Raw genomic sequence first — 24,277 nt, 5'->3', positions numbered from 1 at the left:
AATACTCTTCCTGTCCTAAAAATTCTGATGACATCAATAACAAGGCCTGCACCGATCAGACGATCGTCGGCAGGCCGCAAATTAGTTTATGTGGCGCCTGGCTTCCCTGCTTAGCATGTTTATTTATGAAAGCCGGACAGCGGTGAAGTGTACGTTTAGTCGTCTTTGCCGACTTTGCGCTCGATGGCTTTTAAGCGCTTGCTCATTTCATCGATGTTCATCACCAGCGCTGCGGTTTTACGCCAGGTTTTATTAGGTTGCAACGGAATGCCTGAAGAGTATACCCCAGGTTCAGTGATGGGGCGCATCACCATTCCCATGCCAGTTACCGTCACTTTGTCACAAATTTCCATGTGTCCATTAATGACGCTGGCCCCGCCGATCATACAGTAACGACCGATTTTCAGGCTACCCGCCATGATTACACCGCCAGCAACGGCCGTATTGTCGCCAATCACTACGTTATGTGCAATCTGACATTGGTTATCAATGATAACACCATTACCAATCTGAGTGTTATCCAGTGCACCGCGATCGATGGTGGTACAGGCACCAATTTCGACGCGATCGCCAATAATCACCGAGCCAAGCTGAGGAATTTTCACCCAGTTGCCGCGATCGTTAGCATAGCCGAAGCCGTCAGCGCCGATCACCGTGCCCGACTGGATCAGACACTGTTCACCAATACGGATTTCATGATAAATGGTGACGTTGGCCCACAGGCGCGTACCGGCACCGATATGCGTGTTTTTACCTACAAAACAGCCTGCACCGATCACCACGTTATCGCCAAGCATAACGCCTGACTCGATAACCGCATTTGCGCCGATGGAAACGTTGCTGCCCAGCGTAGCGCTGGCGTCGATCACCGCGCTTGCGGCGATATTTTGCGCCGGCTGCGGCGTGGTATCAAGCAGCTGCGCCATGCGTGCGTAGGTCAGATAAGGATTTTTAACCACCAGCGCGGCGCTGCGGCACCAGGAGAGATCGTCCTGGGTCAGTACCACGGCAGATGCCTGACATTCAGCAAGCTGCTCACGGTAACGGCTGTTGGCGAGAAAAGTGATTTGACCATCTTGGGCGGAGTGCATAGAAGCAATGCCGGAGATGACGATATCGCCATCTCCGTGCAATTCTGCATCCAACTGCTGGGCTAAATCAGCCAGTCGAATTGAAGACATTGATTATTTAACCTGTTTCAGAACGTCAGCGGTGATGTCTTTGGCATTCGCCGCATAAGCGACTGCGTTAGCATCGATAACCACATCGTAGCCATCATCAGCAGCAACTTTCTTCACTGCGTCCTGAATACGGCTCAGCAGTTTGTTACGCTCTTCCATCTGGCGACGGCGATTGTCCTGCTCAAAAGCCTGCGCTTTGGTAGCGAAGGTTTCACGCTGAGACATGATATCTTTTTCCATACGGCTGCGCTCGCTGGCCTTCATGGTAGAAGCATCACGTTGCAGGCGCTGCATTTTTGCCTGCAGATCGCGCTCCTGGCTTTGCAGTTCGGTAGCACGGCCTTTAAATTCATTTTCAAGCTGCTTCGCAACAGAGGCACGTTGCGGTAACTGTTGGAAAATGCTGGACACGTTTACCACGGCAATTTTATCAGCAGCCTGAGCGCCTGCGGAAACCGCTAAAGCGAGACCCAGACCTGCGGCACACAACAACTTTTTCACTATTAACTCCTTACCATCAACGTTTGTGTCAAAGACACACTTTTGCCTGAGACGCTGGCCTGTGGTCAACCCGCAGGCCAGCGAACAGTGCGATACTTAACAGCTTTACTTCCCTGAAGCGTGCATTACCAGGTTTTACCAATGTTAAACTGGAACTGCTCCGCTTTATCTCCATCATATTTCTTAAGCGGCTGGGCGTAGGAGAACACCAACGGTCCCAGCGGCGACATCCATTGCAGGGCGATACCGCTAGAGATGCGAATATTGGCCGGATCGCTGTAATCCGGAATGCCCGCAGCACGGGTATCAGCGGTATTTTCCCAGTGGGTATCCCAAACGGTACCGGCATCCACGAACAGTGAAGTACGCACTGAGTTAGCATATTTATCGCTGATAAACGGCGTTGGCGTGATCAGTTCCAGGCTGGCTACCGCCATCGCGTTACCGCCTACCGCATCATTCGATTTACACAGGTTTTGATTACCGGAGCAAGTAGAAGAACCGTCATTATAGTAAGCTGCTTTCGGACCAATGTTATTGGAGCGGAAACCACGAACCGTACTGGAACCGCCAGCGTAAAGGTTTTCATAGAATGGCAGTTCCTTGCCGCTCAAACCATCACCATAACCTACACGACCACGGCCCAACAGTACCCATGTGCGGTCACTATCCAGTGGCATATACTGTTGAGTATCCAGTGTGACTTTATAGAAGCTATTGTCGGAGCCAGGAATGGTGACTTTACCGTTCAGGTTGGTACGGTTACCGGATGTAGGGAAAAAGCCACGATCCAACGTGTTATACGTCCAGCCGTAGTTAAAAGTGAAATCATCGGCGGAATACTCTGTATTTCTGGTGAGAGCCGGCGTCTGCCCAACCGATTGCAGATAACGCCACATCGCTAACTGCGGTTGCATATGAGACAAGCCGTTATGCACATAACCCAAGCCTACGCGCAGCGTGTTGTTCTCATTTACCGGGAAGCCCAGCGTGCCATCAAGGCCGTAGCTCTTGTTAGTATAATTGGAGAGTTCCGCGTCATCTGCTTTAAAGTCGTTATAGAAAACGCGTCCGCCAAGGCTAACCCCATCCACCGTAAAGTACGGGTCGGTTAGGGAGAATTCCGCGTAGGTCTGATAATCGTTTTTGGTGCCGTTAATGCCGACAGTATTACCAGTACCTAGCCAGTTATCCTGGGTTACGCCAACCTGGAAGCTGATGCCACTTTCGGTGCCGTAGCCAATACCAAAGTTAAAGGTACCGGTATTACGCTCTTTCACCTTATAAACGACATCAACCTGATCTGGCGTGCCCGGTACGCGCTGCGTATCGACATCAACCGTTTCGAAATAGCCGGTACGGTTCAGGCGCTCTTTGCCCTGCTCGACCAGGTTGCTGCCCAACCATGCGCCTTCCATCTGACGCATTTCACGACGCAGCACGGCATCTTTAGAGGTATCGTTGCCCTCAAAGCGCACCTTACGTACGTAGTAGCGGTTGCCGGCATCGACATTCACATGCAGTTTTACCGTTTTATCAGCGTCGTTGATTTCTGGCTGCGTCACCACGCGTGGATAGGCATAACCATAGCGGCCTAACAGCTGCTTGATGTTGTCTTCCATTTTGGTGACTTTAGTACCGTTATACAGCTCGCCCGGTACAACCTTCGCCAGCGTTTCGATCTCTGCGGAGTGACCTGCCATGCTACCGTTCACCACCACGCCGGAGAGCTTATACTGCTCGCCTTCGTTGACGTTGATGGTGATATAGATGCCTTTTTTATCCGGCGTCAGGCTGACCTGCGTGGAATCAATATTGAAACGTGCATAGCCGCGATCCAGATAGAAGCTGCGCAGGGTTTCTAAATCACCCGCCAGTTTCTGCTTCTGATATTTACGATCGCCGACCAGGTTCCACCACGGCACCGTATCACGTAGCTGGAAACGCGAAATCAGCTCATCAGAGCTAAAGGCTTTGTTACCAACGACGTTAATCTGCTGGATTTTCGCCGAAACGCCTTCGGTAAATACCAGTTTGAGATCGACACGGTTACGCGGCAGCGGGGTCACGACAGCTTTTACGCTGGCGCTATATTTACCCACGCTGTAGTAAAAATCTTCCAGCCCCTTCTCGATGCTGGAAATGGTGGTGCGATCCAGCGCCTCGCCGACGCGCACGCCGGAAGCTTCCAGATTTTGTTTAAGCATCTCTTCTTTCACCGCTTTGTTACCGGAGAAAGTGATGCTGGCAATGGTGGGACGCTCTTTCACCTGAACGATCAGCGTGTTGCCGTCGCGCAGAACCTGAACATCTTCGAAATTCCCGGTAGCAAACAGGGCGCGAATGGTATTACTGACATCTTCATCGTCTACCGTATCACCAACACGCACCGGCATGCTGAGCAGAGCCGCACCGACAGCGACTCGCTGCAGTCCTTCGAAATGAATGTCCTTCACCACGAACCCGTCTGCACCGTAAACGGTGGCGCTGCTAAACAGCAGCGACGCTATGAGCAACTTTTTCATCGCCATCGTTGTTATGCGTTCTTCCTAACACGTCCCAGCCTGGATAACGTTCCGGTCATTACAGGCGAGAGAAATCATTGAATAGTGCAAGCCCCATTAACAGCACCAGCAGAACTGAGCCAATGCGATAACTGAAGTCCTGAACTCGCTCAGACACCGGTTTCCCTTTGATTTTTTCAATCGCCAGGAAAAGCAGATGCCCACCATCTAATACCGGTAACGGGAAGAGATTAATAATACCGAGATTCACGCTGATAAGTGCGAGAAACATCAGGTAATAAATTACCCCGTACTCCGCTGACATCCCGGCGCCTTGCGCGATAGAAATCGGCCCGCTCAGGTTGTTCAGCTTAACATCTCCGGTGATCAGTTTGCCAAGCATGCTGACCGTCAGCTTCATTAACTGCCAGGTTTTTCCCCCGGCCTCGCCAATAGCAGCAAACGGGCCATACTGGCGCACCGTTTTATACTCTTCAGGCAACGGTAGCACGCGCGGTACAACACCGGCGAAGCCTTCCGACCCTTTTGCAGCTGGCGTCAACGTAAGGCTGACAAACTCGCCCTGCCGTTCCACATCCAACGCGATCGCTTTATCAGGGCTTTCCCGCACCAGGTTGACAAACTGTCGCCAGTCCGCCAGCGATCGACCATCGACTTTAACGATCCTGTCACCTGCTTGCAAACCTGCCGCACTGGCAGGTGAGTTAGCCTGGACTTCCGCCAGCACCGTTTCAATCTCAGGGCCGCGCGGTGCGATACCTAACGCCACAACCGGGTCCTGCTTATCAGGTTCAAAATGCCAGTTACGCAGATCGACCTGTTTTTCCACGCGCTGCGATGAGCCAAACGGCGATAATGTTAAGGTAACGTCGGTATCACCGATTTTACCGATCAGCGCCATACGCACAGCATCCCAGTCAGGCGTTTCGATGCCATCAACCGCTTTAAGTTCCATGCCAGGCGAAATTTGCGCCTCAGCCGCCACCGAACCGCTCAGGATTTCACCGGTAACCGGACGCACACCCGGTACGCCGTGAATAAAGACCAGCCAGTAAGCAAAAATAGCAAACAGGAAATTAGCCACAGGACCAGCGGCAATCACCGCGGCGCGCTGCAGTACGGATTTATTGTTGAAGGACTGATGACGCAGCTCGGGCGGCACGCTTTCTACGCGCTCATCCAGCATTTTGACATAGCCGCCAAGCGGAATTAAGGCAATAACATATTCGGTGCCAAGTCGGTCGCGACGACGCCAGAGCGCTTTGCCGAAGCCGATGGAAAAGCGCTCTACCCTGATGCCGCAGCGACGCGCTACCCAGAAATGACCAAACTCATGAACGGTAATCAACACGCCCAGCGCAACGATAAAGGCAGCAAGACTCCAGATAAAGCTCAGCATAACGTCTTGTCCTTACAGCGTCCTGAATACTAACAGCAACAAACAAGCGAAAACCGGCACCGCCGCCGTCAGGCTGTCAATGCGATCGAGAATGCCGCCGTGTCCGGGGATAAGATGCCCGCTATCTTTAATGCCCGCTTCGCGTTTGAACATGCTTTCAGTAAGATCGCCTAAAACGGAAGCCAGCGCGGCAGCCACAGAGCAGATCAACAACACGCCCGGCGCCACGTTCAGCGGCGCCCATAAACCAAACAGCCACGCAATCAACGCGGAAGTCAGCAGGCCGCCAAAAAAGCCTTCCCAGGTTTTGCCCGGCGAGACTTTGGGGGCGAGCTTATGCTTGCCGAATAAACGACCAAACATATAGGCTCCAGAATCGGCACCCCAGACCAGAATCAATACGTACAGCAGCCACCAGGCGCCAGCAAAATGATCCACATCATAATGGTACTGACGCAGCGCAACCATGCCGCAGAAGAACGGCACAATGGTGAAAATGCCAAATCCCAGGCGCAGTACACGCGAATGCCGCCAGAACCCTGCGGAGGCCGGATAGCGCAGCACCAACAGCAGCGCGCCAACCCACCAGGCCAGCGCAACCCAAAGCGAACCGCCTATTTGCGGCAGCTGAACGGCATGTTGATAAGGAGGAAGCGTAAATAACATCACGGCAAGCAGCAGGCCGCAAAGTACGGCCAGCCAGATACGTTGGAGACGGGAGGTGAAGCCAGCAAACTGGCCCCATTCCCATGCGGCCAGCATGCATACCACCAGAGTGGTGATGGCAAATCCTGATGGCGGTAACCAGAAAAGCGCAGCGATCACCAAAGGGATCAGTATGAACGCTGTAATCAGACGCGACTTCAGCAAAGGTTACCCCCAGGGCGCTCAGGCGCCGCCAGGTGCTGCGCCGCCAAATCGACGCTCACGATGTGAAAAAGCATTCATTGCACCTTCAAAAACTTGTTCGTCAAAATCAGGCCAGAGAACATCGGTAAAGTAAAACTCCGCGTAGGCGATTTGCCACAGCAGGAAGTTACTGATGCGGTGTTCCCCCCCGGTCCTTATTACCAGATCCACCGGTGCCAAATCATGCATACAGAGAAATCCGGACAGCGTAGTTTCTTCGATCTGGTCAGGACGGAGCAATCCTTCCTGCACCTGCTCGGCTATCTTTCTTACGCCGTGAATAATATCCCAACGGCCGCCATAATTCGCGGCAATGTTGAGGGTCAATCCATTATTTTGTTGAGTAAGTTCCTCAGCGCGACGAATGCGCTCCTGTAAGCGTGAATTAAAACGGCTAATATCGCCAATAATTCTTAACCGAACATTGTGCTTATGCAGGCTTTTTACTTCGCTATCAAGTGCCCAGACAAACAGCTCCATCAGCGCAACCACTTCCTGCGCCGGACGGGACCAGTTTTCGCTACTGAAGGCATAAAGCGTGAGCGCTTCCAGCTTATTACTGACGGCAAAGCTTACGGCGCGACGCACCGACTTCACGCCCGCTTTATGACCGGAAACGCGGAGTTTACCCTGATTTTTCGCCCAGCGACCGTTGCCATCCATGATGATGGCCACATGACGCGGGCCTGTCCGCTGCTGGTCATCGGTTGTTATTTGAGTTTCGGACGACATAACGCGTATTCATTTCCTTTCATCAGAAATACAGCGGCTTCTGAATACATTTCCCGTGCGGCTGTAAAAAAGCCGTGACGACCACGGCTCTCTTCACCGCTTTGGCTGTGTGTAAATGCGAAACGGGAGCCGGGGACTATACCAGTTTCATCCCAGGCTCACAAATAGCGACCACGCAAATTGGCGAATTACCCGGCCTTAGCGAAACGCGGCAGTAGCGCCTGCGCGGTACGACGCGACTCGCTGTCAATGGCCAATACCGCCTCCACGCTCTGTGGTTCGCCATGATGAAGCGCTGCCAATACCGCTGCATTCAGCGCGGCAATATTGGTAAAGCGAATCTGACCCTTAAGAAACGCGGCGACCGCAATTTCATTAGCTGCATTGAGCGCGGTGGTCGCCGCCTGCCCCTGTTCACACGCATCCATCGCCAGTTTCAGGCAGGGATAGCGGTTAAAATCAGGTTCGGCGAAGGTTAGCGCCTTCATGCGTGTAAAATCGAGCGGTGTTACGCCTGCTTCTACACGCTGCGGCCAGGCCATCGTATGGGCAATCGGCGTGCGCATATCTGGAGATCCCAACTGCGCCAGCACACTGCCATCGCGATAACGCACCATAGAGTGAATCACCGACTGCGGGTGCAGAATAACTTCCATCTGCGCATCGGTTGCATTAAACAGCCAGCGGGCTTCAATGTATTCAAGACCTTTATTCATCATGGTGGCGGAGTCAACAGAGATTTTTCGCCCCATCGACCAGTTCGGATGCGCGCAGGCCTGCTCCGGCGTAACGGTTGCCAGTGCCGACAGCGGCGTGTCACGAAACGGTCCACCCGATCCCGTAAGGATAATCGACTCTATGCCGTTTTCCTGGAGGTTAGCGTATCCTAACTGTTGCTGGATGGAAGCCGGTAAACTCTGAAAAATGGCATTATGCTCGCTGTCGACCGGCAACAGCCGCGCGCCGCTGGCGCTCACCGCCTCCATAAATAAACGGCCGCACGTGACAAGTGATTCTTTATTCGCCAGCAGCACGGTTTTGCCGGCGCGAATCGCCGCCAGAGTAGGCAGCAGCCCGGCCGCGCCAACAATCGCCGCCATAACCTGATCGACATCGTCCAGCGCCGCCAGCTGACACGCAGCCTCTTCGCCTGCCAGCACCTCTGTATCAACACCCAGCTCGCTTAAACGCTGACGCAGCTGACGCGCTGAGGCCTCGTCCGCCATTGCGGCAAAGGCGGGACGGAAATGCAGGCACTGCTCGGTCATCAGATCGACGTTATAGCCGGCAACCAGCGCTTTAATCGCATAAAGATGAGGATTTGCCTGCACCACCGCCAGCGTATTGGTGCCAATCGATCCGGTGGAGCCGAGAATGGTTAATTGCTTCATGAGGCCGCTCTGTGTAGAAATTCGGACACGGCGCTACAGAGAAATGCGCCAGTGCGCCAATCATGGTGGGACAAAACAAAACGCCGTCAAACAGCGTAATCTGTACGCTGTGGACGGCGTTTTACCGGGACTGGATGGAATTAGAAATCCATCAGCTCCGTTTCTTTTTCAGCCAGCGCAGCATCAAGTTTCTTGATCCATGCATCGGTCATTTTTTGTACTTCATCCTGCGCACGACGCTCTTCGTCTTCGCCGATCGCTTTATCTTTCAGCAGCGCTTTGATTTTGTCGTTGGCGTCGCGGCGCACGTTACGCACGGAAACACGGCCCTGCTCTGCTTCGCCACGTACGACCTTGATCAGATCTTTACGACGCTCTTCCGTCAACGCGGGCAGCGGCACGCGAATATCGGTACCGGCAGAGCTCGGATTAAGACCGAGATCGGACGACATAATCGCTTTCTCAACGGCCTGGCTCAGGGAGCGGTCAAACACGTTGATCTTCAGCGTGCGTGAGTCTTCGACGGTAACGTTGGCCAGCTGGCGCAGCGGAGTCGGCGTACCGTAATACTCAACTACGATACCGTCGAGAAGCGCTGGTGATGCGCGGCCAGTGCGTACTTTGCCGATGTTATTTTTGAACGCCTCAACGCATTTTTCCATGCGCGTGTCGGCATCTTTTTTGATGTCGTTAATCACGTTGTAACCCTTGGATTCTGTTTGACCTGCCACAACAACGTGCCAGGAAACGGTAAAATTCGTCGATAATCCTGAACGGTGCGCGTCGCTTGTTTGCGCCGCGCCGACAGAATATACCTTATTTTACGCCGTGACGGATATTAATGCGTAATCAGGGTGCCTTCTTTTTCACCCATTACCACACGACGCAATGCGCCCGGCTTATTCATATTAAAGACGCGAATCGGCAGCTGATGGTCGCGCGCCAGTGTAAAGGCGGCCAGGTCCATCACTTTCAGCTCACGCTCCAGTACTTCCTGATAGGATAGCTGATCGTAGAGCGTAGCATCGGGCGTTTTTACCGGATCGGCAGAATAGACGCCATCCACTTTCGTGGCTTTCAGGACAACATCGGCTTCGATTTCAATACCACGCAGGCAGGCTGCGGAATCGGTGGTAAAGAAAGGATTGCCGGTGCCGGCAGAGAAAATAACAACGCGATTATTACGCAACAGGCTAATTGCTTCCGCCCAGCTGTAGTTATCGCACACGCCGTTAAGCGGGATCGCCGACATCAAACGCGCGTTCACATAGGCGCGGTGCAGCGCATCACGCATCGCCAGGCCGTTCATTACGGTAGCCAGCATGCCCATATGATCGCCAACAACGCGGTTCATTCCCGCCTGAGCCAGACCTGCGCCGCGGAACAGGTTACCCCCACCAATAACGACGCCAACCTGAATACCCAGCTCAACCAGCTCTTTAATTTCCTGAGCCATGCGATCGAGCACGCTCGCGTCGATGCCGAAACCTTCGGCGCCCTGCAGCGCTTCGCCACTGAGTTTTAGCAGGATACGTTGATATACAGGTTTTGCATTGGTAGCCATGGTCGTTTTTTTCCTGGAAGCTATCATGAAATAATGAGGAGTTAGATCCGAACTATCATCCGCTTAGCCGGTTGGGATTGCTATTGGGATGAGACTGAAAAATGCTGAAGATCCCAGACAAAAAAGAACCGCCAATTGGCGGTTCTTTTGGGACCATTAAGACTGCTTGGACATGGCCGCAACTTCTGCAGCAAAGTCGCTTTCCACTTTCTCAATGCCCTCACCCACTTCGAAGCGGATGAAGTTAATCACGTCGGCGCCTTTCTCTTTCAGCAGCTGACCAACGGTTTTGCTCGGATCCATAACGAAATGCTGACCGGTCAGGGAAACTTCACCGGTGAACTTGTTCATACGGCCCTGAACCATTTTCTCTGCGATTTCGCGCGGTTTGCCAGACTGCATGGCGATGTCCAGCTGGATCTGATGCTCACGCTCAACCACGTCAGACGGTACGTCTTCCGGCTTAACATATTCCGGCTTGCTTGCTGCAACGTGCATAGCAACGTGTTTAACCAGCTCTTCATCAGCACCGGTCGCAGAAACCAGAACGCCGATACGTGCGCCGTGCAGGTAAGAACCAACCATCTCGCCTTCCAGGATAGCAACGCGACGGATGTTGATGTTTTCACCGATTTTCGCTACCAGCGCAGTGCGCTGATCTTCGAATTTCGCTTTCAGGACATCAATATCAGCGATGCGCTCAGCGGTAGCGGCAGCGATAACTTCTTTACCGAAAGCCAGGAAGCCTGCATCTTTCGCCACGAAGTCAGTTTCGCAGTTCAGCTCAACGATCACGCCGGTGTTGCCAGAGACTTCAGTCAGGATAACGCCTTCGGCAGCTACGCGACCAGATTTCTTCGCCGCTTTCGCCTGACCTGATTTACGCATGTTGTCAATCGCCAGCTCGATGTCGCCATTGGCTTCAACCAGCGCTTTTTTACATTCCATCATGCCAGCGCCAGTACGCTCGCGCAGTTCTTTTACCAGAGCAGCGGTAATATCAGCCATTCTCTCTTCCTCAGTTGTCTGTTGCCTGCGGTTTATTCCCGCTCACGCGGGAAACGGCCGCCACGGTTTTACCAGGACGGCCAGTCTGCCTGCCCGCTTATCTGCTGCGGGCCAACAGCGTCTGTTAGCAGGAGTGCTTCGCAGCCAGGCCATGCGCCGGACCACGGTTAAAAAAATAAAGGGGCCATAATCGGCCCCTTACAGATCACATCTGAATGATAAGGGCTCTGTACAGAGCAAACCTTATTAAGCGTTCTCTAAAGAAGCTTCTTCTGCCTGCTCAGCCAGATCCTGAGAGCGGCCTTCGCGAACGGTGGTCGCTACAGCAGTCAGGTACAGGCTAACAGCACGGATCGCATCGTCGTTACCCGGGATGATGTAATCAACGCCATCCGGATCAGAGTTGGTATCAACGATAGCAAATACCGGGATACCCAGGTTGTTTGCTTCTTTGATTGCGATGTGTTCGTGGTCAGCATCGATCACAAACAGTGCGTCCGGCAGACCGCCCATGTCTTTGATACCGCCCAGGCTGTTTTCCAGCTTGGCCAGTTCACGAGTACGCATCAGCGCTTCTTTTTTGGTCAGTTTGTCGAAAGTACCGTCCTGAGACTGAGTTTCCAGATCTTTCAGACGTTTGATTGACTGACGAACGGTTTTCCAGTTAGTCAGCATACCACCTAACCAACGGTGGTTTACGAAGAACTGATCGCAGCTCAGAGCAGATTCTTTGATTGCTTCGCTGGCAGCACGCTTAGTACCAACAAACAGGATCTTGCCTTTACGGGAAGCGATTTTGTTCAGCTCAGCCAGGGCGTCGTTGAACATCGGAACCGTTTTCTCAAGGTTGATGATGTGAACTTTGTTACGCGCACCGAAGATGAACGGCTTCATTTTCGGGTTCCAGTAACGGGTCTGGTGACCGAAGTGAACACCAGCCTTGAGCATGTCGCGCATGGAAACAGTTGCCATGATTACCTCTGTAGTAAGTTTGGGGTTGGGCCTCCACATATCCCATGCAACCGACCTCGAAAGGCACCCCGGCGCATGTGCCGATATGTGTGTGTTATATACACGGGAGATTTATGCGTTTCCAGCAGGGCTTTTCAGCCTTACTTAGAATCGTCGGCGCGCTTTATACCATAAAGCACGATTTGACGCCAATAATTGTTCGTCTCCTTTCTGCGCGCATTGAATAGCACAACGCATTTTCCTTAATGATTACAATTACCGCCGGCCATGGTTAAACGCTCAGTGGCAGCCTACTGGCCGACCTGCTAACATGGCACCACTTGCTTTATTATTGTCGAAAATGACGACAACTGCGGATAAAATTAATGGCAATTTCAATTAAAACCCCAGAAGAAATCGAAAAAATGCGCGTGGCGGGACGTCTTGCCGCTGAAGTGCTGGAGATGATCGAGCCTTTCGTAAAGCCGGGCGTTTCCACTGGTGAACTCGACCGCATTTGCAATGATTATATTGTGAATACCCAGCAGGCAGTTTCTGCCAGCCTTGGCTATCACGGCTTCCCGAAATCAGTATGTATCTCGGTTAATGACGTGGTTTGCCACGGCATTCCCAGTGATGACAAGCTGCTGAAAGATGGCGATATCGTTAATATCGACGTAACGGTAATAAAAGACGAGTATCACGGCGATACTTCGAAAATGTATCTGGTAGGCAAACCCACCATTCAGGGTGAGCGCCTGTGCCGCATTACGCAGGAAAGCCTCTATCTGGCGCTGCGTCTGGTCAAACCGGGCATCCGTCTGCGCACGCTGGGTCGTGAAATCCAGAAATTTGTCGAAGCGCAGGATTTTTCCGTCGTGCGTGAATATTGCGGACACGGGATCGGCAAAGGCTTTCATGAAGAGCCGCAGGTGCTGCATTACGATGCCGACGACGGCGGCGTAGTGCTGCAGCCGGGCATGACCTTTACCATTGAACCGATGGTGAACGCGGGCGATTACCGCATCCGTAGCATGAAAGATGGCTGGACGGTAAAAACCAAAGATCGCAGCTTGTCGGCACAGTATGAGCATACTATTGTGGTGACGGAAAACGGCTGTGAAATTCTTACCTTGCGTAAAGATGACACCATTCCGGCAGTGCTGGTCAACGAAGCCTGAGGGCGCGACACCCGCCTGACCGAAGTTTAACAAGAGCCGACTTTACGTCGGCTTTTTTTATGGCGAAAGCGGAGCAACTCTTCAATGCGCAATGGCGTGACTAATGAAGTAATAAGTAGCCTGGCCGAGTCCACGTCAGGCTGGGACGATGCGCAGCTCACCCGAGAGCAGCTAAAGCAGCATCTTGAAGGCTTTCAGCAGCATCTTGCCGCCGCGTTTGACGAAGGAAAAGATGTCGCGGCCCTGATCGACGCCCGCACGCTGTTTATTGATACCTTGCTGCGTCGCCTGTGGCGTTTTTACGGCTTCGAAGCGCGCGATGGCATGTCACTGGTTGCGGTAGGCGGCTTTGGTCGCGGCGAGCTGCATCCGCTTTCCGACATTGATCTGCTGATCCTCAGCCGTAAAGCATTGGATGAGCAGACGGCGGCAGCGGCCAGCGATCTGTTGACGCTGCTGTGGGATCTGAAGCTGGAGGTGGGACACAGCGTGCGCACGCTGGAAGAGTGCCTGCTGGAAGGGCTTTCTGATTTAACCGTCGCCACCAATCTGATTGAATCGCGTATGCTGGTTGGCGACGTGGCGCTGTTTCTGGAACTGCAAAAGCATATTTTCAGCGACGGCTTCTGGCCCTCCTGGCGTTTTTACGCTGCCAAAATCGCTGAACAGCAGGAGCGCCACAAGCGTTATCACGGCACCAGCTACAACCTGGAGCCCGATATAAAAAGCAGCCCCGGCGGCCTGCGCGATATTCATACGCTGCTGTGGGTGGCGCGCCGCCACTTCGGCGCCACCTCACTGGATGAAATGGTGGGTTTCAGCTTTCTTACTGAAGCCGAACGCAATGAGCTGAACGAGTGTCAGGCCTTTCTCTGGCGTATTCGTTTCGCCCTGCATCTTACTCTGCCCCGTTACGATAACCGCCTGCTGTTTGACCGTCAGCTCACCGTCGCGCAACGCCTGGATTACCAGGGCGAAGGTAACGAGCCGGTCGAGCGGATGATGAAAGATTTTTTCCGCGTTACGCGGCGCATCGGCGAACTGAATCAAATGCTGCTTCAGCTGTTCGACGATGCAATTTTAGCGCTGGACGCCACCGACAAACCGCAGCCGATTGATGACGATTTCCAACTGCGCGGCAGCCTGATCGATCTACGCGATGATGCGCTCTTCAGTTGTCAGCCGGAAGCGATCATGCGCATGTTTTGGGTAATGGTGCGCAATGAAAATATCAAAGGCATCTATTCCTCTACGCTGCGTCAGCTACGCTATGCGCGTCGTAATTTACAGCAACCGCTCTGTAACCTGCCGGAAGCACGACGCTACTTTTTCGCTATTCTACGCCATCCGGGCGCGGTCAGCCGGGCGCTGGTGCCGATGCATCGTCACAGCGTTCTTTCTGCTTATATGCCGCAGTGGAGTAAAATTGTCGGTCAGATGCAGTTCGATCTGTTTCACGCTTACACGGTGGATGAACATACCATTCGCGTGCTGCAAAAGCTGGAAAGCTTCGCCAGCGAAGAGACCCGCTCGCGCCATCCGCTCTGCGTCGAGCTGTGGCCGCGTCTGCCGCAGCCGGAGCTGCTGCTGCTGGCAGCGCTGTTTCACGATATCGCCAAAGGTCGCGGCGGCGACCATTCCATTCTTGGCGCACAGGATGTACTGGACTTTGCCGAACTGCACGGTCTGAACTCACGCGAGGCGCAGCTGGTTGCCTGGCTGGTGCGCTATCATCTGCTGATGTCGGTGACCGCTCAGCGGCGCGATATACAGGATCCAACGGTGATCCAGCAGTTCGCTGAGGTGATGCAGAATGAAAATCGTCTGCGCTATCTGGTCTGTTTGACGGTAGCGGATATCTGCGCCACCAACGAAACGCTGTGGAATAGCTGGAAACAAAGCCTGTTGCGCGAGCTGTTTTTCGCCACGGAAAAACAGCTGCGACGCGGAATGGAAAATTCACCCGATCTGCGTGAGCGTGTGCGCCATCATCGCCTGCAGGCGCTGGCTCTGCTGCGTATGGACAACATCAATGAAGAGAGGCTGCACCAAATCTGGAGCCGCTGTCGCGCCGACTATTTTCTGCGCCATACGCCTAACCAGCTCGCCTGGCATGCGCGCCATTTAATGAATCATGACCTGCACAAGCCGCTGGTATTGGTCAGTCCGCAGGCGACGCGCGGCGGCACGGAAATCTTTATCTGGAGCCCGGATCGCCCCTATCTGTTTGCTGCCGTTGCGGGCGAGCTGGACCGCCGTAATCTCAGCGTGCACGATGCGCAGATCTTTACCAGCCGTGACGGTATGGCAATGGATACCTTTATTGTGCTGGAGCCGGACGGCAGCCCGCTGGCGGCGGATCGCCACCAGATGATTATCCAGGCGCTGGATCAGGCGATTACCCAAACCAGCTGGACGCCGCCGCGCACCCGCCGCCAGTCAGCCAAGCTGAAACACTTTAATGTCGATACCGAGGTGCGTTTTCTGCCCTCTTTCAACGAACGCCGCACCTGGCTGGAGCTGATTGCGCTTGATCGTCCTGGCCTGCTGGCGCAGGTGGGCGAAGTCTTTGCCGACCTGGGCATTTCGCTGCACGGCGCACGCATCAGCACCATTGGCGAACGGGTCGAGGATCTGTTTATTCTGGCTGATGATGAACGCCGCGCGCTGAGCGCCAATTTGCGACATAAGCTGCAACAACGGTTGACAGAGGCCCTTGATCCAAACGATAAAGTGTGACTCAGATCTTTTTACACAGCCGTTCGCCAAATCATCGGAGCAACAGCGATAGTGTGCGATGGTGAATGCAATAACCAGGATGAAAATACACATGCAACAGTTACAGAGTGTCATTGAGAGCGCGTTTGAGCGCCGTGCCGATATCACGCCCGCCAGCGTAGATTCCGCCACCCGCGAAGCCGTAGAGCAGGTTATCGCTCTGCTGGACAGCGGCGCCCTGCGCGTAGCCGAAAAGATTGATGGTGAATGGGTCACGCATCAGTGGCTGAAAAAAGCGGTGCTGCTCTCTTTCCGTATCAATGACAATCAGGTAATCGACGGCGCTGAAAGCCGCTATTACGACAAGGTGCCGATGAAGTTTGCCGCTTATGATGAAGCGCGCTTCAAAAAAGAGGGCTTCCGTGTGGTGCCACCAGCGGCCGTTCGTCAGGGGGCCTTTATTGCCCGTAACACCGTGCTGATGCCTTCCTATGTTAATATTGGCGCATGGGTTGATGAAGGCTCGATGGTTGATACCTGGGCGACCGTGGGTTCTTGTGCTCAGATTGGTAAAAACGTGCATCTTTCTGGCGGCGTCGGCATCGGCGGCGTACTGGAGCCGCTTCAGGCTAACCCGACCATCATTGAAGACAACTGCTTTATCGGCGCCCGTTCTGAAATCGTCGAAGGGGTAATCGTTGAAGAAGGTTCCGTGATTTCCATGGGCGTTTATATTGGTCAAAGCACCAAAATTTACGATCGTGAAACCGGCGAAATCCACTATGGCCGCGTTCCGGCTGGCTCAGTTGTGGTTTCCGGCAACCTGCCGTCAAAAGATGGCTCTTACAGCCTCTATTGCGCGGTCATCGTGAAAAAAGTTGATGCAAAAACACGCGGCAAAGTTGGCATCAATGAGCTGCTGCGCACCATTGATGAATAACGCCTGATCCTCTGCCCTGCCTTAACGGCAGGGTAAGTTCGCGTCTGTTTTCGCCTTTTCCCGCGCCGTTCCGGCCTGCGTTTTCCTTTTTCCCTCACCGTTATCCACGCCGCTTTGCCTGCAAATTAAAGGTGCGTTTATTTTTTACGCAGGCGATAATTTATCTCCGCCATTTCTGCGGCGCAATTTCCCGAAAGTCGTCGTTTATGTCTACAGTGATGACAGGCCCTTTGTGCTGCTTCAGCAGGATGCTCGTACAGCGTCAGGGCCGAAATAAGGTGTAACGGAAGAGTTGCGACGCCCTAATTTCACGTTCACAGGAAACATCGCCATGTATGACAATTTAAAAAGCCTGGGCATTTCCAATCCGGAAGATATCGATCGCTACAGCCTGCGTCAGGAAGCGAATAACGACATTCTGAAAATTTACTTCCGTAAAGATAAAGGCGAATTTTTTGCCAAAAGCGTTAAATTTAAATATCCGCGCCAGCGTAAAACCGTGGTGGCGGATGGCATTGGGCAAGGCTACAAAGAGGTGCAGGAGATCAGCCCTAACCTGCGCTATGTGATTGATGAGCTGGATCAAATCTGCCAGCGCGATCAGGTAGAAATCGATCTGAAGCGTAAAATCCTTGACGACCTGCGTCATCTGGAAAACGTGGTTTCCAACAAGATCGCTGAAATTGAATCCGATCTGGATAAGCTGACGCGCAACAGCCGCTAATGAAAAACAGGATAGCCAACACGCCTGGCTTTTCGGGCATGAGGTTATCAACACGCCTGATACGCCGCGCTGCGGCGTATTCTCTTTAGGGCTGCTCATCCAGCTGTAGCGCCACGTACAGCAGCAGCCGATCGTCAAAATGGCCCAGGTTAAGCCCGGTCAGTTCAGAAATCCGGTTCAGCCGGTACTCCAGCGTATTACGATGAATAAACAGCGCCCGGGCGGTGGCCGAAGGCTGCACGTTATGAGTGAACCAGGCGATTAGCGTACGCCGCAACAGGCCGTTATTATCCATCGCTTTCAGTTTTGCCAGCGGACGCGACAGCTCATTTGCCTGCCAGCCGCCGCGCAGGCTATCAAGCAGCACCGGCAGCACTAAATCCTGATAAAAAAAGCTGCGCTGTTCCGGCATACGCTGTTTGCCAACGCTCATGGTGGTTTGCGCCGTGCGGTAAGAGCGGGCAATACTGCCCTCGCCGGTAAAGTAGTTGCCCAGCGCAATGCGAATACGCAGATGCCCACTCTCTTTCATGCGCCCTAATAGTTGATCAACGCGCCGCCGGTGCTCATCCTGATCGTAACGGCCATGAGCATTCAGCGCCGGTTTCAACACCACCATTTCCGTAAGGGAAACGATGGCAATCAGATTATCGCGCTCTGGCATGGTCAACAGCGTCTGTAACTGCTGCAGCTCCGCCATCGCACTGTCCACGCCCAGTTGCCCGCTGTCGACCTCTACCACCGCAACCACGCGCGGCTGATTAAGGTCGATACCCAGCCGCTGCGCCCATGCCATCAGCGCCGGAGAAAGGGTTTCACTACGGATAAGATTCAGCACCAGCTCTTCGCGCAGACGGCTATCCTGCGCCAGCATATGCAGCAGTCGCGCCTGCTCCAGCATCATCTCCGCCGTCATACAGACCAACTCGCCATACTGACGCAGTGAAACGGGATCGCCAGTCAGGCCGATGACTCCAACGATTTCACCGGCAATACGCAGCGGTAAATTGATACCGGGCCGTACGCCATGCAGATGGCGCGCAACGGCTTCGTCAATATCCACCACACGCGCTTGCGACAGCGCCAGCAGCGCGCCTTCGTGCAATTCACCAATGCGTTCCCGATCGCCGCTGCCGATAATCCGGCCACGGGCATCCATGACGTTGACGTTACTGTCGATAATTTTCATGGTGCGCGCAACGATATCCTGGGCCAGACGAGCATCCAGGTGATAGTTAGCCATCTTTCACTCCAGTCAGGGCCTGAAGAAGCAGCATACGTTGACGATCGCAGCGAAGCATTGTGCATTTGCACGAAGCACCGCTTCGGTTAATAAATTTGCGGGCGATATCACAAACTAAAAAACGGCCCGACGAACAAGCCGTCGGGCCGTTGAGCTCTCTGTTTTGCTGCGGGTTTCCCGGCAGGAACGCGTTATTGCATAAGCAGATAGATATTGCTGTCGCCGCGTTTGATATTCAGCGCCAGCACGGAGGGCTTGGTATCAAGGATTTTACGTAGCTCGCCAAGATTGGTCACTGGCTGCTGGTTTACACCAAGAATAATATCGTCTTTTTTCAGGCCGATACGTGCTGCGGAGCTGCCAGGTTTAACGCTGTCCACCCGCACGCCTTTCTGACCGTTAACTTCCGCGTTGCTCAGACCCGCGCCCTCAATGCCGGTATAGATGGTTGCGGAATCGACATTACTCTGTGAGCTTTGTTGCAGCTCAACCGTAACCGTCAGCGGTTTACCATCACGCAGCAGGCCCAGTTCCAGTTTAGTGCCAACCGGCAGCGAGCCGACTTCAGCACGCAACGCGGCAAAGCTGGAGATCTGTTTTTTGTTCAGCGAGGTGATCACATCGCCCGCCTTAATGCCCGCTTTAGCAGCGGAAGACTTCGGCATCACCTGGCTGACAAAGGCACCGCGTTGCGCATCCACTTTCATCGCTTTCGCCAGCTCAGAATTCAGCTCGGTGCCCATGATGCCCAGTTCGCCACGTTTTACCTGACCATATTCCACCATCTGTGCAGTGAGGTTCTTCACCATATTGCTGGGGATGGCGAAGCCGATACCAATGTTGCCGCCGTCCGGAGCCAGTATCGCGGTATTAATCCCAATGAGTTCACCGTTCAGATTAACCAACGCGCCGCCGGAGTTACCACGGTTAATGGCCGCATCGGTCTGGATAAAGTTCTCGTAATTTTCCACATTCAGGCCGCTACGACCCAGCGCGGAGACAATACCGGACGTGACGGTTTCGCCCAGCCCGTACGGGTTACCGATCGCAACCGTATAGTCACCGACGCGCAGGGTGTCAGAGTCAGCCATGGTAATGGCAGTAAGATTTTTAAAATCCTGAAGCTGAATCAGCGCAATATCGGAACGCGGATCTTTGCCGATCACTTTCGCCTCATAACGGCGTCCGTCGCTGAGCTGCACCTGAATTTTGGTGGCATTATCCACGACATGGTTGTTGGTGACGACATACCCTTTCTGCGCATTGATGACTACACCGGAACCCAGCGCGCGGAATTTTTGCTGAGGCGCGTTGCCGCCAGGCGCTGCGCCCTGGCACATCGGCGAGTTCAGGAATGGCGAACCATCCTGACAGAACGGCGAGTTATCACCAAAGAACTGCTGGAACTGTGGCGGCAGACGCGGCGTTTTCACCGAGGTGCTACCTTCAACGTTGATGCTGACAACTGACGGCATCACTTTTTCCAGCATAGGTGCCAGGCTGGGGAGTTGCTGAGTGGAGGAAGAGGCTGTTTCAGCAGCCATAACGTAAGTCGGACTCATCGCCATACCCAGGCTGAGAGCTAATGCGCTTAATACAAGAGTTGTTTTTTTCATTCGTCTGTTACTCGTATTGGATCAATGAAGCTGACCATCATTTTGGCCGTGTTGATGAGATTAAATTTTTACCGCAAAGTTCATCAGTAACTTTTTGGCAAAAGTAAAAAAATATTCTGCATCTTTACAAAACTCCTTTTTTATTACTTCACTATTCAACCGCCATTAAACGCCGGTATTCATCCCAGGCATAAAGATCGGTCATTCCACTAATATAGTCCTGAATCAGACGCGCACGATAATAACGTTCCCACAACAGCCGCTGATATTTATGCTCAATTTTCAAAGTGCGCATATGTTGTTGATAAGCACGGCGGTGTTTGCCAGATAGCTTATGAAACAGTCGGGTTTCGATAGGATGTCCGGCCAGGAAATCTTCGGTCATCAGCGTGGTAAAAGCTTCATAATTTAGCTTAAGCAGCGGCTGGTAAACCTCCAGCAGCCCTTTTATTACCCGATAGCCCTGTAATTCGAGCTGTTCAACTTCTGAATGATTAAATACATGGCGGCGCGCGACGGTTTTAAATAACTTCAGCAACCTGCCCTCTTCGCCCTCGTCTTCCAGCAACGCATGATTAAAGTCGCCGTTAAAAATGGCCGCCAGATTATCCACGAAACGATTAACCGCGTGGGCCACCAGCACATTTTGCACGCTCACACGCAGCGACATAAAAAATTGATCGCTTCGGCCGCGAATTTTCTTTCCGTTTGCCTCGCGCCAGGCATAACCAATGGTGCGGCTGAAAGCATCGCCGGGACGCACCGGCCCCCACAGTTTTTCCAGATAGCCATACAGCGTATCAACGTTGAAAATGGCCTTCTCTACTGCATCATCAAGGTCGGCAATACAGTAGGAAATATCATCTGCCGCTTCCATGATCCAGGTTAACGGAAAACGGTGATGCTCCTGCAGCTGCGTGGCCGCGCGCAGTTCGGCAATGTAATGGCGCTCGGAAAGATAAAAGCCCGGCTTTTTCATCAGGGTGCTGAACTGTGCTGGCTTTTCGCCCTGCCACCAGGCGGGCGCGGTATATTTCAAAATACAGGCGACCTGACAGTAGGTCAGGTTTAGCTGCAGTAGCGTATGTACCAGACGAATAGCCTGCGCGTTGCCTTCGAAATGACAAAGATCCTGACGGATAATCGCATTCAGGGCGCTGAAGTCCGCCTGCTGCTGTGCGTCGCCATCGTCTACGCCTGCCACCAGCGGATCCACCAGCTCAGCCGGTAAATTGGCGTCGAACCAGTCGTTGATCGCCGCTTCGCCAAAATGACCAAAGGGCGGGTTGCCCACGTCGTGCAACAAACAGGCCATCTCCACCAGACTTTCAAACGCGCCGGATAGCTCCTGCAGACCATATTTTTCCAGGCCGCCGCGCGTTTTCAGGGTTTCAAGGATCTCTTTTGCGATATAACGTCCCGTCTGCTGCACCTCCAGCGAATGTGTCAGCCGCGAACGCACAGCAGCGTTGCGCTCCAGCGGAAACACCTGGGTTTTCTGCTGTAAACGACGGATGGCGGCTGAATTAATAATACGCCCACGATCGCTTTCAAAATGACGGGTAATGGCATATTCGCCCTGCGGCGCTTCCCGACTGTTCCATGGGCGCTGAAAGCTGATCCGCTGCCGGAAATTAATCTTATCCATTGATTCCCCTTGTTTCTGCATGAAAACATCTTGCCGTGGGCCTGTGGTAGACTATGCAACAGTTCAAATGCTGAATTCCACTTTAATTACTTAGCGAGTAACCCTATGAAAGCAGGCATTATTGGTGCAATGGAGCAGGAAGTCACACTGCTGCGCGATAAAATCGAGAATCGTCAGACTATTTCTGTCGCTGGCTGTGAAATTTATACCGGTACCCTGAACGGTGTGGAGGTAGCGCTGCTGAAATCCGGGATCGGTAAAGTTTCCGCCGCGCTGGGCACGGCCCTGCTGCTGGAACGCTGCCGTCCTGATTTCATTATCAATACCGGATCGGCGGGTGGCCTGGATTCTTCGCTGAAAGTGGGCGATATCGTGATATCGGACGAGGTGCGTTATCACGATGCGGACGTCACCGCCTTCGGCTATGAGCCAGGCCAGATGGCAGGCTGTCCTGCCGCTTTTCCGGCTGACAGCGCGCTGATTGCCGCCGCAGAAGCGTGCATTAATCAGCTAAATCTGCACGCGGTACGCGGTCTGGTCGTGAGCGGCGATGCCTTTATCAACGGCGCAGAACCGCTGGCGCGTATTCGCACCACCTTCCCGCAGGCAATTGCGGTAGAGATGGAAGCCACGGCGATCGGTCACGTTTGTCATCAGTTCGCCACGCCTTTTGTAGTCATTCGCGCTATCTCTGACGTTGCCGATCAGGAATCTCACCTTAGCTTTGAAGAGTTTCTTAGCATTGCTGCTCAGCAATCTTCACTGCTGGTGGAAATGCTGCTGGGCAACCTGGCGCGTGGCTAAACGCATTATCGCCTTGCTGGCGCTCTGGCTCTTTTCCAGCCTGGCGCTGGCGGCCAGCGCGCCGCGTGTTATTACGCTGGCGCCGCATCTCACTGAACTCGCCTTCGCCGCCGGGATCACGCCGGTGGCGGTTAGCGCCTGGTCCGATTACCCGCCTGAAGCGAAATCGCTGGAGCAGGTCGCTAACTGGCAGGGTATTAAGCTGGAACGCATTCTGGCGCTAAAGCCGGATTTGGTGCTGGCGTGGCGCGGAGGTTCTCCGCAGCGGCAAATCGATCAGCTGCACACGCTGGGCGTAAAGGTTATCTGGCTGGATCCCGACTCGATTGAAAGCATTATCGCCGCGCTGCATCAGCTGGCGGCGTGGAGCCCCACTCCACAGCAGGCCCATGATGCGGCAGACCGCCTGGCGGTGCGCTTTAAGGCATTGCAACAACACAATAAACAACCAAAACATCGGCGCGTATTCTTACAGTTTGGTCAACAGCCGCTGTTTACTGCCGCACGCGCAACCTTACAAAACCAGCTGTTGACGCTGTGTGGCGGTGAGAATGTGTTTGCAGCCAGCCCGGTGCCCTGGCCGCAGGTCAGCCGCGAGCAGGTACTGGCACGCCATCCCGATCTGATTATCGTGCCTGGCGACAGCCACGCCGCCGCTCAGACGGCACGATTCTGGCAGCCGCAACTGCTGGTGCCGGTGATAGCGATCCCCGAAGACTGGCTAAGCCGTCCCGGTCCGCGTAGCGTGCTGGCCGCAGAAAAATTGTGTCAGGCGCTGCAATAGCAGGCAAAAATCAGGTGGGAAGCGCGTTTGACGGGCGATAAAGGGCAGGAATAATTAGCGTGCTTTACAGGAAGTAAAGCACGCGCTTCTGTCAGATGCTAAAGGAAGAACCACAGCCGCAGGTGGTTTTAGCATTGGGGTTGGTTACGATAAAACGGGAACCTTCCAGGCCTTCGGTATAATCCACCGCGCCACCCACCAGGTATTGCAGACTCATCGGATCCACAACCAGCGACACGCCTGCTTTCTCAATGGTCATATCGCCATCGTTGATTTTATCGTCGAAGGTGAAGCCGTACTGGAAACCACTGCAACCGCCACCGGTAATATAAACCCGCAGTTTCAGATCAGGATTATCTTCATCAGCAATCAGGGTTTTCACCTTGCTGGCTGCCGCCTCGGTAAATTGCAGCGGCAGTGCTGCTACTTCATCACTCATTGAAACACTCCGCAATTGA

21 protein-coding genes are annotated in these 24,277 nt (G+C 53.5%); 6 read left to right on the top strand and 15 right to left on the bottom strand.

Features of this window, described 5'->3' with window-relative positions; genetic code table 11:
* Positions 1 to 155 precede the first annotated feature (155 nt).
* The 11 genes from lpxD to rpsB form a co-directional block, all read right to left on the bottom strand.
* On the bottom strand, positions 156 to 1,181 hold the full coding sequence (gene lpxD / locus ACQE3Y_RS16800) for a UDP-3-O-(3-hydroxymyristoyl)glucosamine N-acyltransferase (protein ID WP_426974533.1): 1,026 nt from the start codon (positions 1,179 to 1,181) through the stop codon (positions 156 to 158).
* Between the two features lie 3 nt (positions 1,182 to 1,184).
* Positions 1,185 to 1,682 (bottom strand): molecular chaperone Skp, encoded by a 498-nt coding sequence (gene skp, locus ACQE3Y_RS16795; RefSeq protein WP_085067912.1) that lies wholly within the window; start codon positions 1,680 to 1,682, stop codon positions 1,185 to 1,187.
* A gap of 125 nt (positions 1,683 to 1,807) precedes the next feature.
* Positions 1,808 to 4,213, bottom strand: coding sequence for an outer membrane protein assembly factor BamA (gene bamA, locus ACQE3Y_RS16790; protein WP_426974532.1), 2,406 nt, complete (start codon positions 4,211 to 4,213; stop codon positions 1,808 to 1,810).
* A gap of 52 nt (positions 4,214 to 4,265) precedes the next feature.
* Positions 4,266 to 5,606, bottom strand: coding sequence for a sigma E protease regulator RseP (rseP, locus tag ACQE3Y_RS16785; RefSeq protein WP_426982120.1), 1,341 nt, complete (start codon positions 5,604 to 5,606; stop codon positions 4,266 to 4,268).
* Positions 5,607 to 5,618: 12 nt separating this feature from the next.
* Entirely contained in the window at positions 5,619 to 6,476 is an 858-nt protein-coding gene (gene cdsA / locus ACQE3Y_RS16780; protein ID WP_426974530.1) for a phosphatidate cytidylyltransferase, read from the bottom strand.
* Between the two features lie 18 nt (positions 6,477 to 6,494).
* A complete protein-coding gene (ispU, locus tag ACQE3Y_RS16775) occupies positions 6,495 to 7,247 on the bottom strand; it encodes a (2E,6E)-farnesyl-diphosphate-specific ditrans,polycis-undecaprenyl-diphosphate synthase (RefSeq protein WP_085067916.1) in 753 nt (250 codons plus the stop codon).
* Positions 7,248 to 7,435: 188 nt separating this feature from the next.
* Positions 7,436 to 8,638 carry a 1-deoxy-D-xylulose-5-phosphate reductoisomerase gene (ispC, locus tag ACQE3Y_RS16770; RefSeq protein ID WP_426974529.1) on the bottom strand — a complete coding sequence of 401 codons (1,203 nt, stop codon included), beginning with the start codon at positions 8,636 to 8,638 and terminating at the stop codon, positions 7,436 to 7,438.
* 140 nt (positions 8,639 to 8,778) lie between these two features.
* Entirely contained in the window at positions 8,779 to 9,336 is a 558-nt protein-coding gene (frr, locus tag ACQE3Y_RS16765; RefSeq protein ID WP_250651887.1) for a ribosome recycling factor, read from the bottom strand.
* A 140-nt stretch (positions 9,337 to 9,476) separates the two neighbouring features.
* Positions 9,477 to 10,202, bottom strand: coding sequence for a UMP kinase (gene pyrH / locus ACQE3Y_RS16760; protein ID WP_085067919.1), 726 nt, complete (start codon positions 10,200 to 10,202; stop codon positions 9,477 to 9,479).
* 156 nt (positions 10,203 to 10,358) lie between these two features.
* Positions 10,359 to 11,210: a translation elongation factor Ts gene (gene tsf, locus ACQE3Y_RS16755; RefSeq protein WP_249893523.1), complete on the bottom strand. Its 852-nt coding sequence runs from the start codon at positions 11,208 to 11,210 to the stop codon at positions 10,359 to 10,361.
* Between the two features lie 246 nt (positions 11,211 to 11,456).
* Positions 11,457 to 12,182 carry a 30S ribosomal protein S2 gene (rpsB, locus tag ACQE3Y_RS16750; RefSeq protein ID WP_165786513.1) on the bottom strand — a complete coding sequence of 242 codons (726 nt, stop codon included), beginning with the start codon at positions 12,180 to 12,182 and terminating at the stop codon, positions 11,457 to 11,459.
* Positions 12,183 to 12,547: 365 nt separating this feature from the next.
* Between rpsB and map the strand changes: the two genes are divergently transcribed.
* The 4 genes from map to ACQE3Y_RS16730 all read left to right on the top strand — a co-directional run bounded on the left by map (position 12,548) and on the right by ACQE3Y_RS16730 (position 17,724).
* A complete protein-coding gene (map, locus tag ACQE3Y_RS16745; protein WP_085067922.1) occupies positions 12,548 to 13,342 on the top strand; it encodes a type I methionyl aminopeptidase in 795 nt (264 codons plus the stop codon).
* An 84-nt stretch (positions 13,343 to 13,426) separates the two neighbouring features.
* Positions 13,427 to 16,081, top strand: coding sequence for a bifunctional uridylyltransferase/uridylyl-removing protein GlnD (glnD, locus tag ACQE3Y_RS16740; protein ID WP_426974528.1), 2,655 nt, complete (start codon positions 13,427 to 13,429; stop codon positions 16,079 to 16,081).
* Positions 16,082 to 16,172: 91 nt separating this feature from the next.
* Positions 16,173 to 17,000: a 2,3,4,5-tetrahydropyridine-2,6-dicarboxylate N-succinyltransferase gene (gene dapD / locus ACQE3Y_RS16735; RefSeq protein WP_085067924.1), complete on the top strand. Its 828-nt coding sequence runs from the start codon at positions 16,173 to 16,175 to the stop codon at positions 16,998 to 17,000.
* 331 nt (positions 17,001 to 17,331) lie between these two features.
* Complete coding sequence (locus tag ACQE3Y_RS16730; protein WP_085067925.1) at positions 17,332 to 17,724, top strand: DUF3461 family protein; 393 nt, start codon at positions 17,332 to 17,334, stop codon at positions 17,722 to 17,724.
* 85 nt (positions 17,725 to 17,809) lie between these two features.
* Here ACQE3Y_RS16730 and ACQE3Y_RS16725 read toward each other — a convergent pair whose 3' ends face one another.
* The 3 genes from ACQE3Y_RS16725 to dgt form a co-directional block, all read right to left on the bottom strand.
* Positions 17,810 to 18,967 (bottom strand): CdaR family transcriptional regulator, encoded by a 1,158-nt coding sequence (locus ACQE3Y_RS16725; protein WP_250651884.1) that lies wholly within the window; start codon positions 18,965 to 18,967, stop codon positions 17,810 to 17,812.
* Between the two features lie 191 nt (positions 18,968 to 19,158).
* Positions 19,159 to 20,583 carry a serine endoprotease DegP gene (gene degP / locus ACQE3Y_RS16720; protein WP_426974526.1) on the bottom strand — a complete coding sequence of 475 codons (1,425 nt, stop codon included), beginning with the start codon at positions 20,581 to 20,583 and terminating at the stop codon, positions 19,159 to 19,161.
* 151 nt (positions 20,584 to 20,734) lie between these two features.
* The gene (gene dgt / locus ACQE3Y_RS16715; RefSeq protein ID WP_426982119.1) at positions 20,735 to 22,231 is read right to left on the bottom strand and encodes a dGTPase; all 1,497 of its coding nucleotides are present in this window, start codon (positions 22,229 to 22,231) and stop codon (positions 20,735 to 20,737) included.
* 105 nt (positions 22,232 to 22,336) lie between these two features.
* Here dgt and mtnN point away from each other — a divergent pair, with 105 nt between their 5' ends.
* Both mtnN and btuF read left to right on the top strand, forming a co-directional pair.
* Positions 22,337 to 23,035, top strand: a complete 699-nt coding sequence (gene mtnN / locus ACQE3Y_RS16710) for a 5'-methylthioadenosine/S-adenosylhomocysteine nucleosidase (protein ID WP_426982118.1) — start codon at positions 22,337 to 22,339, stop codon at positions 23,033 to 23,035.
* Positions 23,028 to 23,819: a vitamin B12 ABC transporter substrate-binding protein BtuF gene (gene btuF / locus ACQE3Y_RS16705; RefSeq protein ID WP_426982117.1), complete on the top strand. Its 792-nt coding sequence runs from the start codon at positions 23,028 to 23,030 to the stop codon at positions 23,817 to 23,819. Before mtnN ends, btuF begins: the two co-directional genes overlap by 8 nt.
* A gap of 91 nt (positions 23,820 to 23,910) precedes the next feature.
* Here btuF and erpA read toward each other — a convergent pair whose 3' ends face one another.
* Complete coding sequence (erpA, locus tag ACQE3Y_RS16700; protein WP_352410669.1) at positions 23,911 to 24,258, bottom strand: iron-sulfur cluster insertion protein ErpA; 348 nt, start codon at positions 24,256 to 24,258, stop codon at positions 23,911 to 23,913.
* Positions 24,259 to 24,277: the final 19 nt, after the last annotated feature.

It is taken from the genome of Pantoea sp. FN0305, assembly GCF_050113845.1.
Taxonomy (GTDB): Bacteria; Pseudomonadota; Gammaproteobacteria; order Enterobacterales; family Enterobacteriaceae; genus Mixta; species Mixta alhagi.
The sequence above is the reverse complement of the archived record's forward strand: the minus strand, read 5'-3'. Positions and strand labels throughout refer to the sequence as shown.

What these genes read in the sequence shown, in the direction of transcription:
- lpxD (WP_426974533.1), bottom strand. Translation starts at nt 1,181, where the DNA reads ATGTCTTCAATTCGACTGGCTGATTTAGCCCAGCAGTTGGATGCAGAA.
- dgt (WP_426982119.1), bottom strand. Translation starts at nt 22,231, where the DNA reads ATGGATAAGATTAATTTCCGGCAGCGGATCAGCTTTCAGCGCCCATGG.
- degP (WP_426974526.1), bottom strand. Translation starts at nt 20,583, where the DNA reads ATGAAAAAAACAACTCTTGTATTAAGCGCATTAGCTCTCAGCCTGGGT.
- erpA (WP_352410669.1), bottom strand. Translation starts at nt 24,258, where the DNA reads ATGAGTGATGAAGTAGCAGCACTGCCGCTGCAATTTACCGAGGCGGCA.
- rseP (WP_426982120.1), bottom strand. Translation starts at nt 5,606, where the DNA reads ATGCTGAGCTTTATCTGGAGTCTTGCTGCCTTTATCGTTGCGCTGGGC.
- dapD (WP_085067924.1), top strand. Translation starts at nt 16,173, where the DNA reads ATGCAACAGTTACAGAGTGTCATTGAGAGCGCGTTTGAGCGCCGTGCC.
- tsf (WP_249893523.1), bottom strand. Translation starts at nt 11,210, where the DNA reads ATGGCTGATATTACCGCTGCTCTGGTAAAAGAACTGCGCGAGCGTACT.
- mtnN (WP_426982118.1), top strand. Translation starts at nt 22,337, where the DNA reads ATGAAAGCAGGCATTATTGGTGCAATGGAGCAGGAAGTCACACTGCTG.
- ispC (WP_426974529.1), bottom strand. Translation starts at nt 8,638, where the DNA reads ATGAAGCAATTAACCATTCTCGGCTCCACCGGATCGATTGGCACCAAT.
- bamA (WP_426974532.1), bottom strand. Translation starts at nt 4,213, where the DNA reads ATGGCGATGAAAAAGTTGCTCATAGCGTCGCTGCTGTTTAGCAGCGCC.
- map (WP_085067922.1), top strand. Translation starts at nt 12,548, where the DNA reads ATGGCAATTTCAATTAAAACCCCAGAAGAAATCGAAAAAATGCGCGTG.
- glnD (WP_426974528.1), top strand. Translation starts at nt 13,427, where the DNA reads ATGCGCAATGGCGTGACTAATGAAGTAATAAGTAGCCTGGCCGAGTCC.
- ACQE3Y_RS16730 (WP_085067925.1), top strand. Translation starts at nt 17,332, where the DNA reads ATGTATGACAATTTAAAAAGCCTGGGCATTTCCAATCCGGAAGATATC.
- ispU (WP_085067916.1), bottom strand. Translation starts at nt 7,247, where the DNA reads ATGTCGTCCGAAACTCAAATAACAACCGATGACCAGCAGCGGACAGGC.
- pyrH (WP_085067919.1), bottom strand. Translation starts at nt 10,202, where the DNA reads ATGGCTACCAATGCAAAACCTGTATATCAACGTATCCTGCTAAAACTC.
- ACQE3Y_RS16725 (WP_250651884.1), bottom strand. Translation starts at nt 18,967, where the DNA reads ATGGCTAACTATCACCTGGATGCTCGTCTGGCCCAGGATATCGTTGCG.
- rpsB (WP_165786513.1), bottom strand. Translation starts at nt 12,182, where the DNA reads ATGGCAACTGTTTCCATGCGCGACATGCTCAAGGCTGGTGTTCACTTC.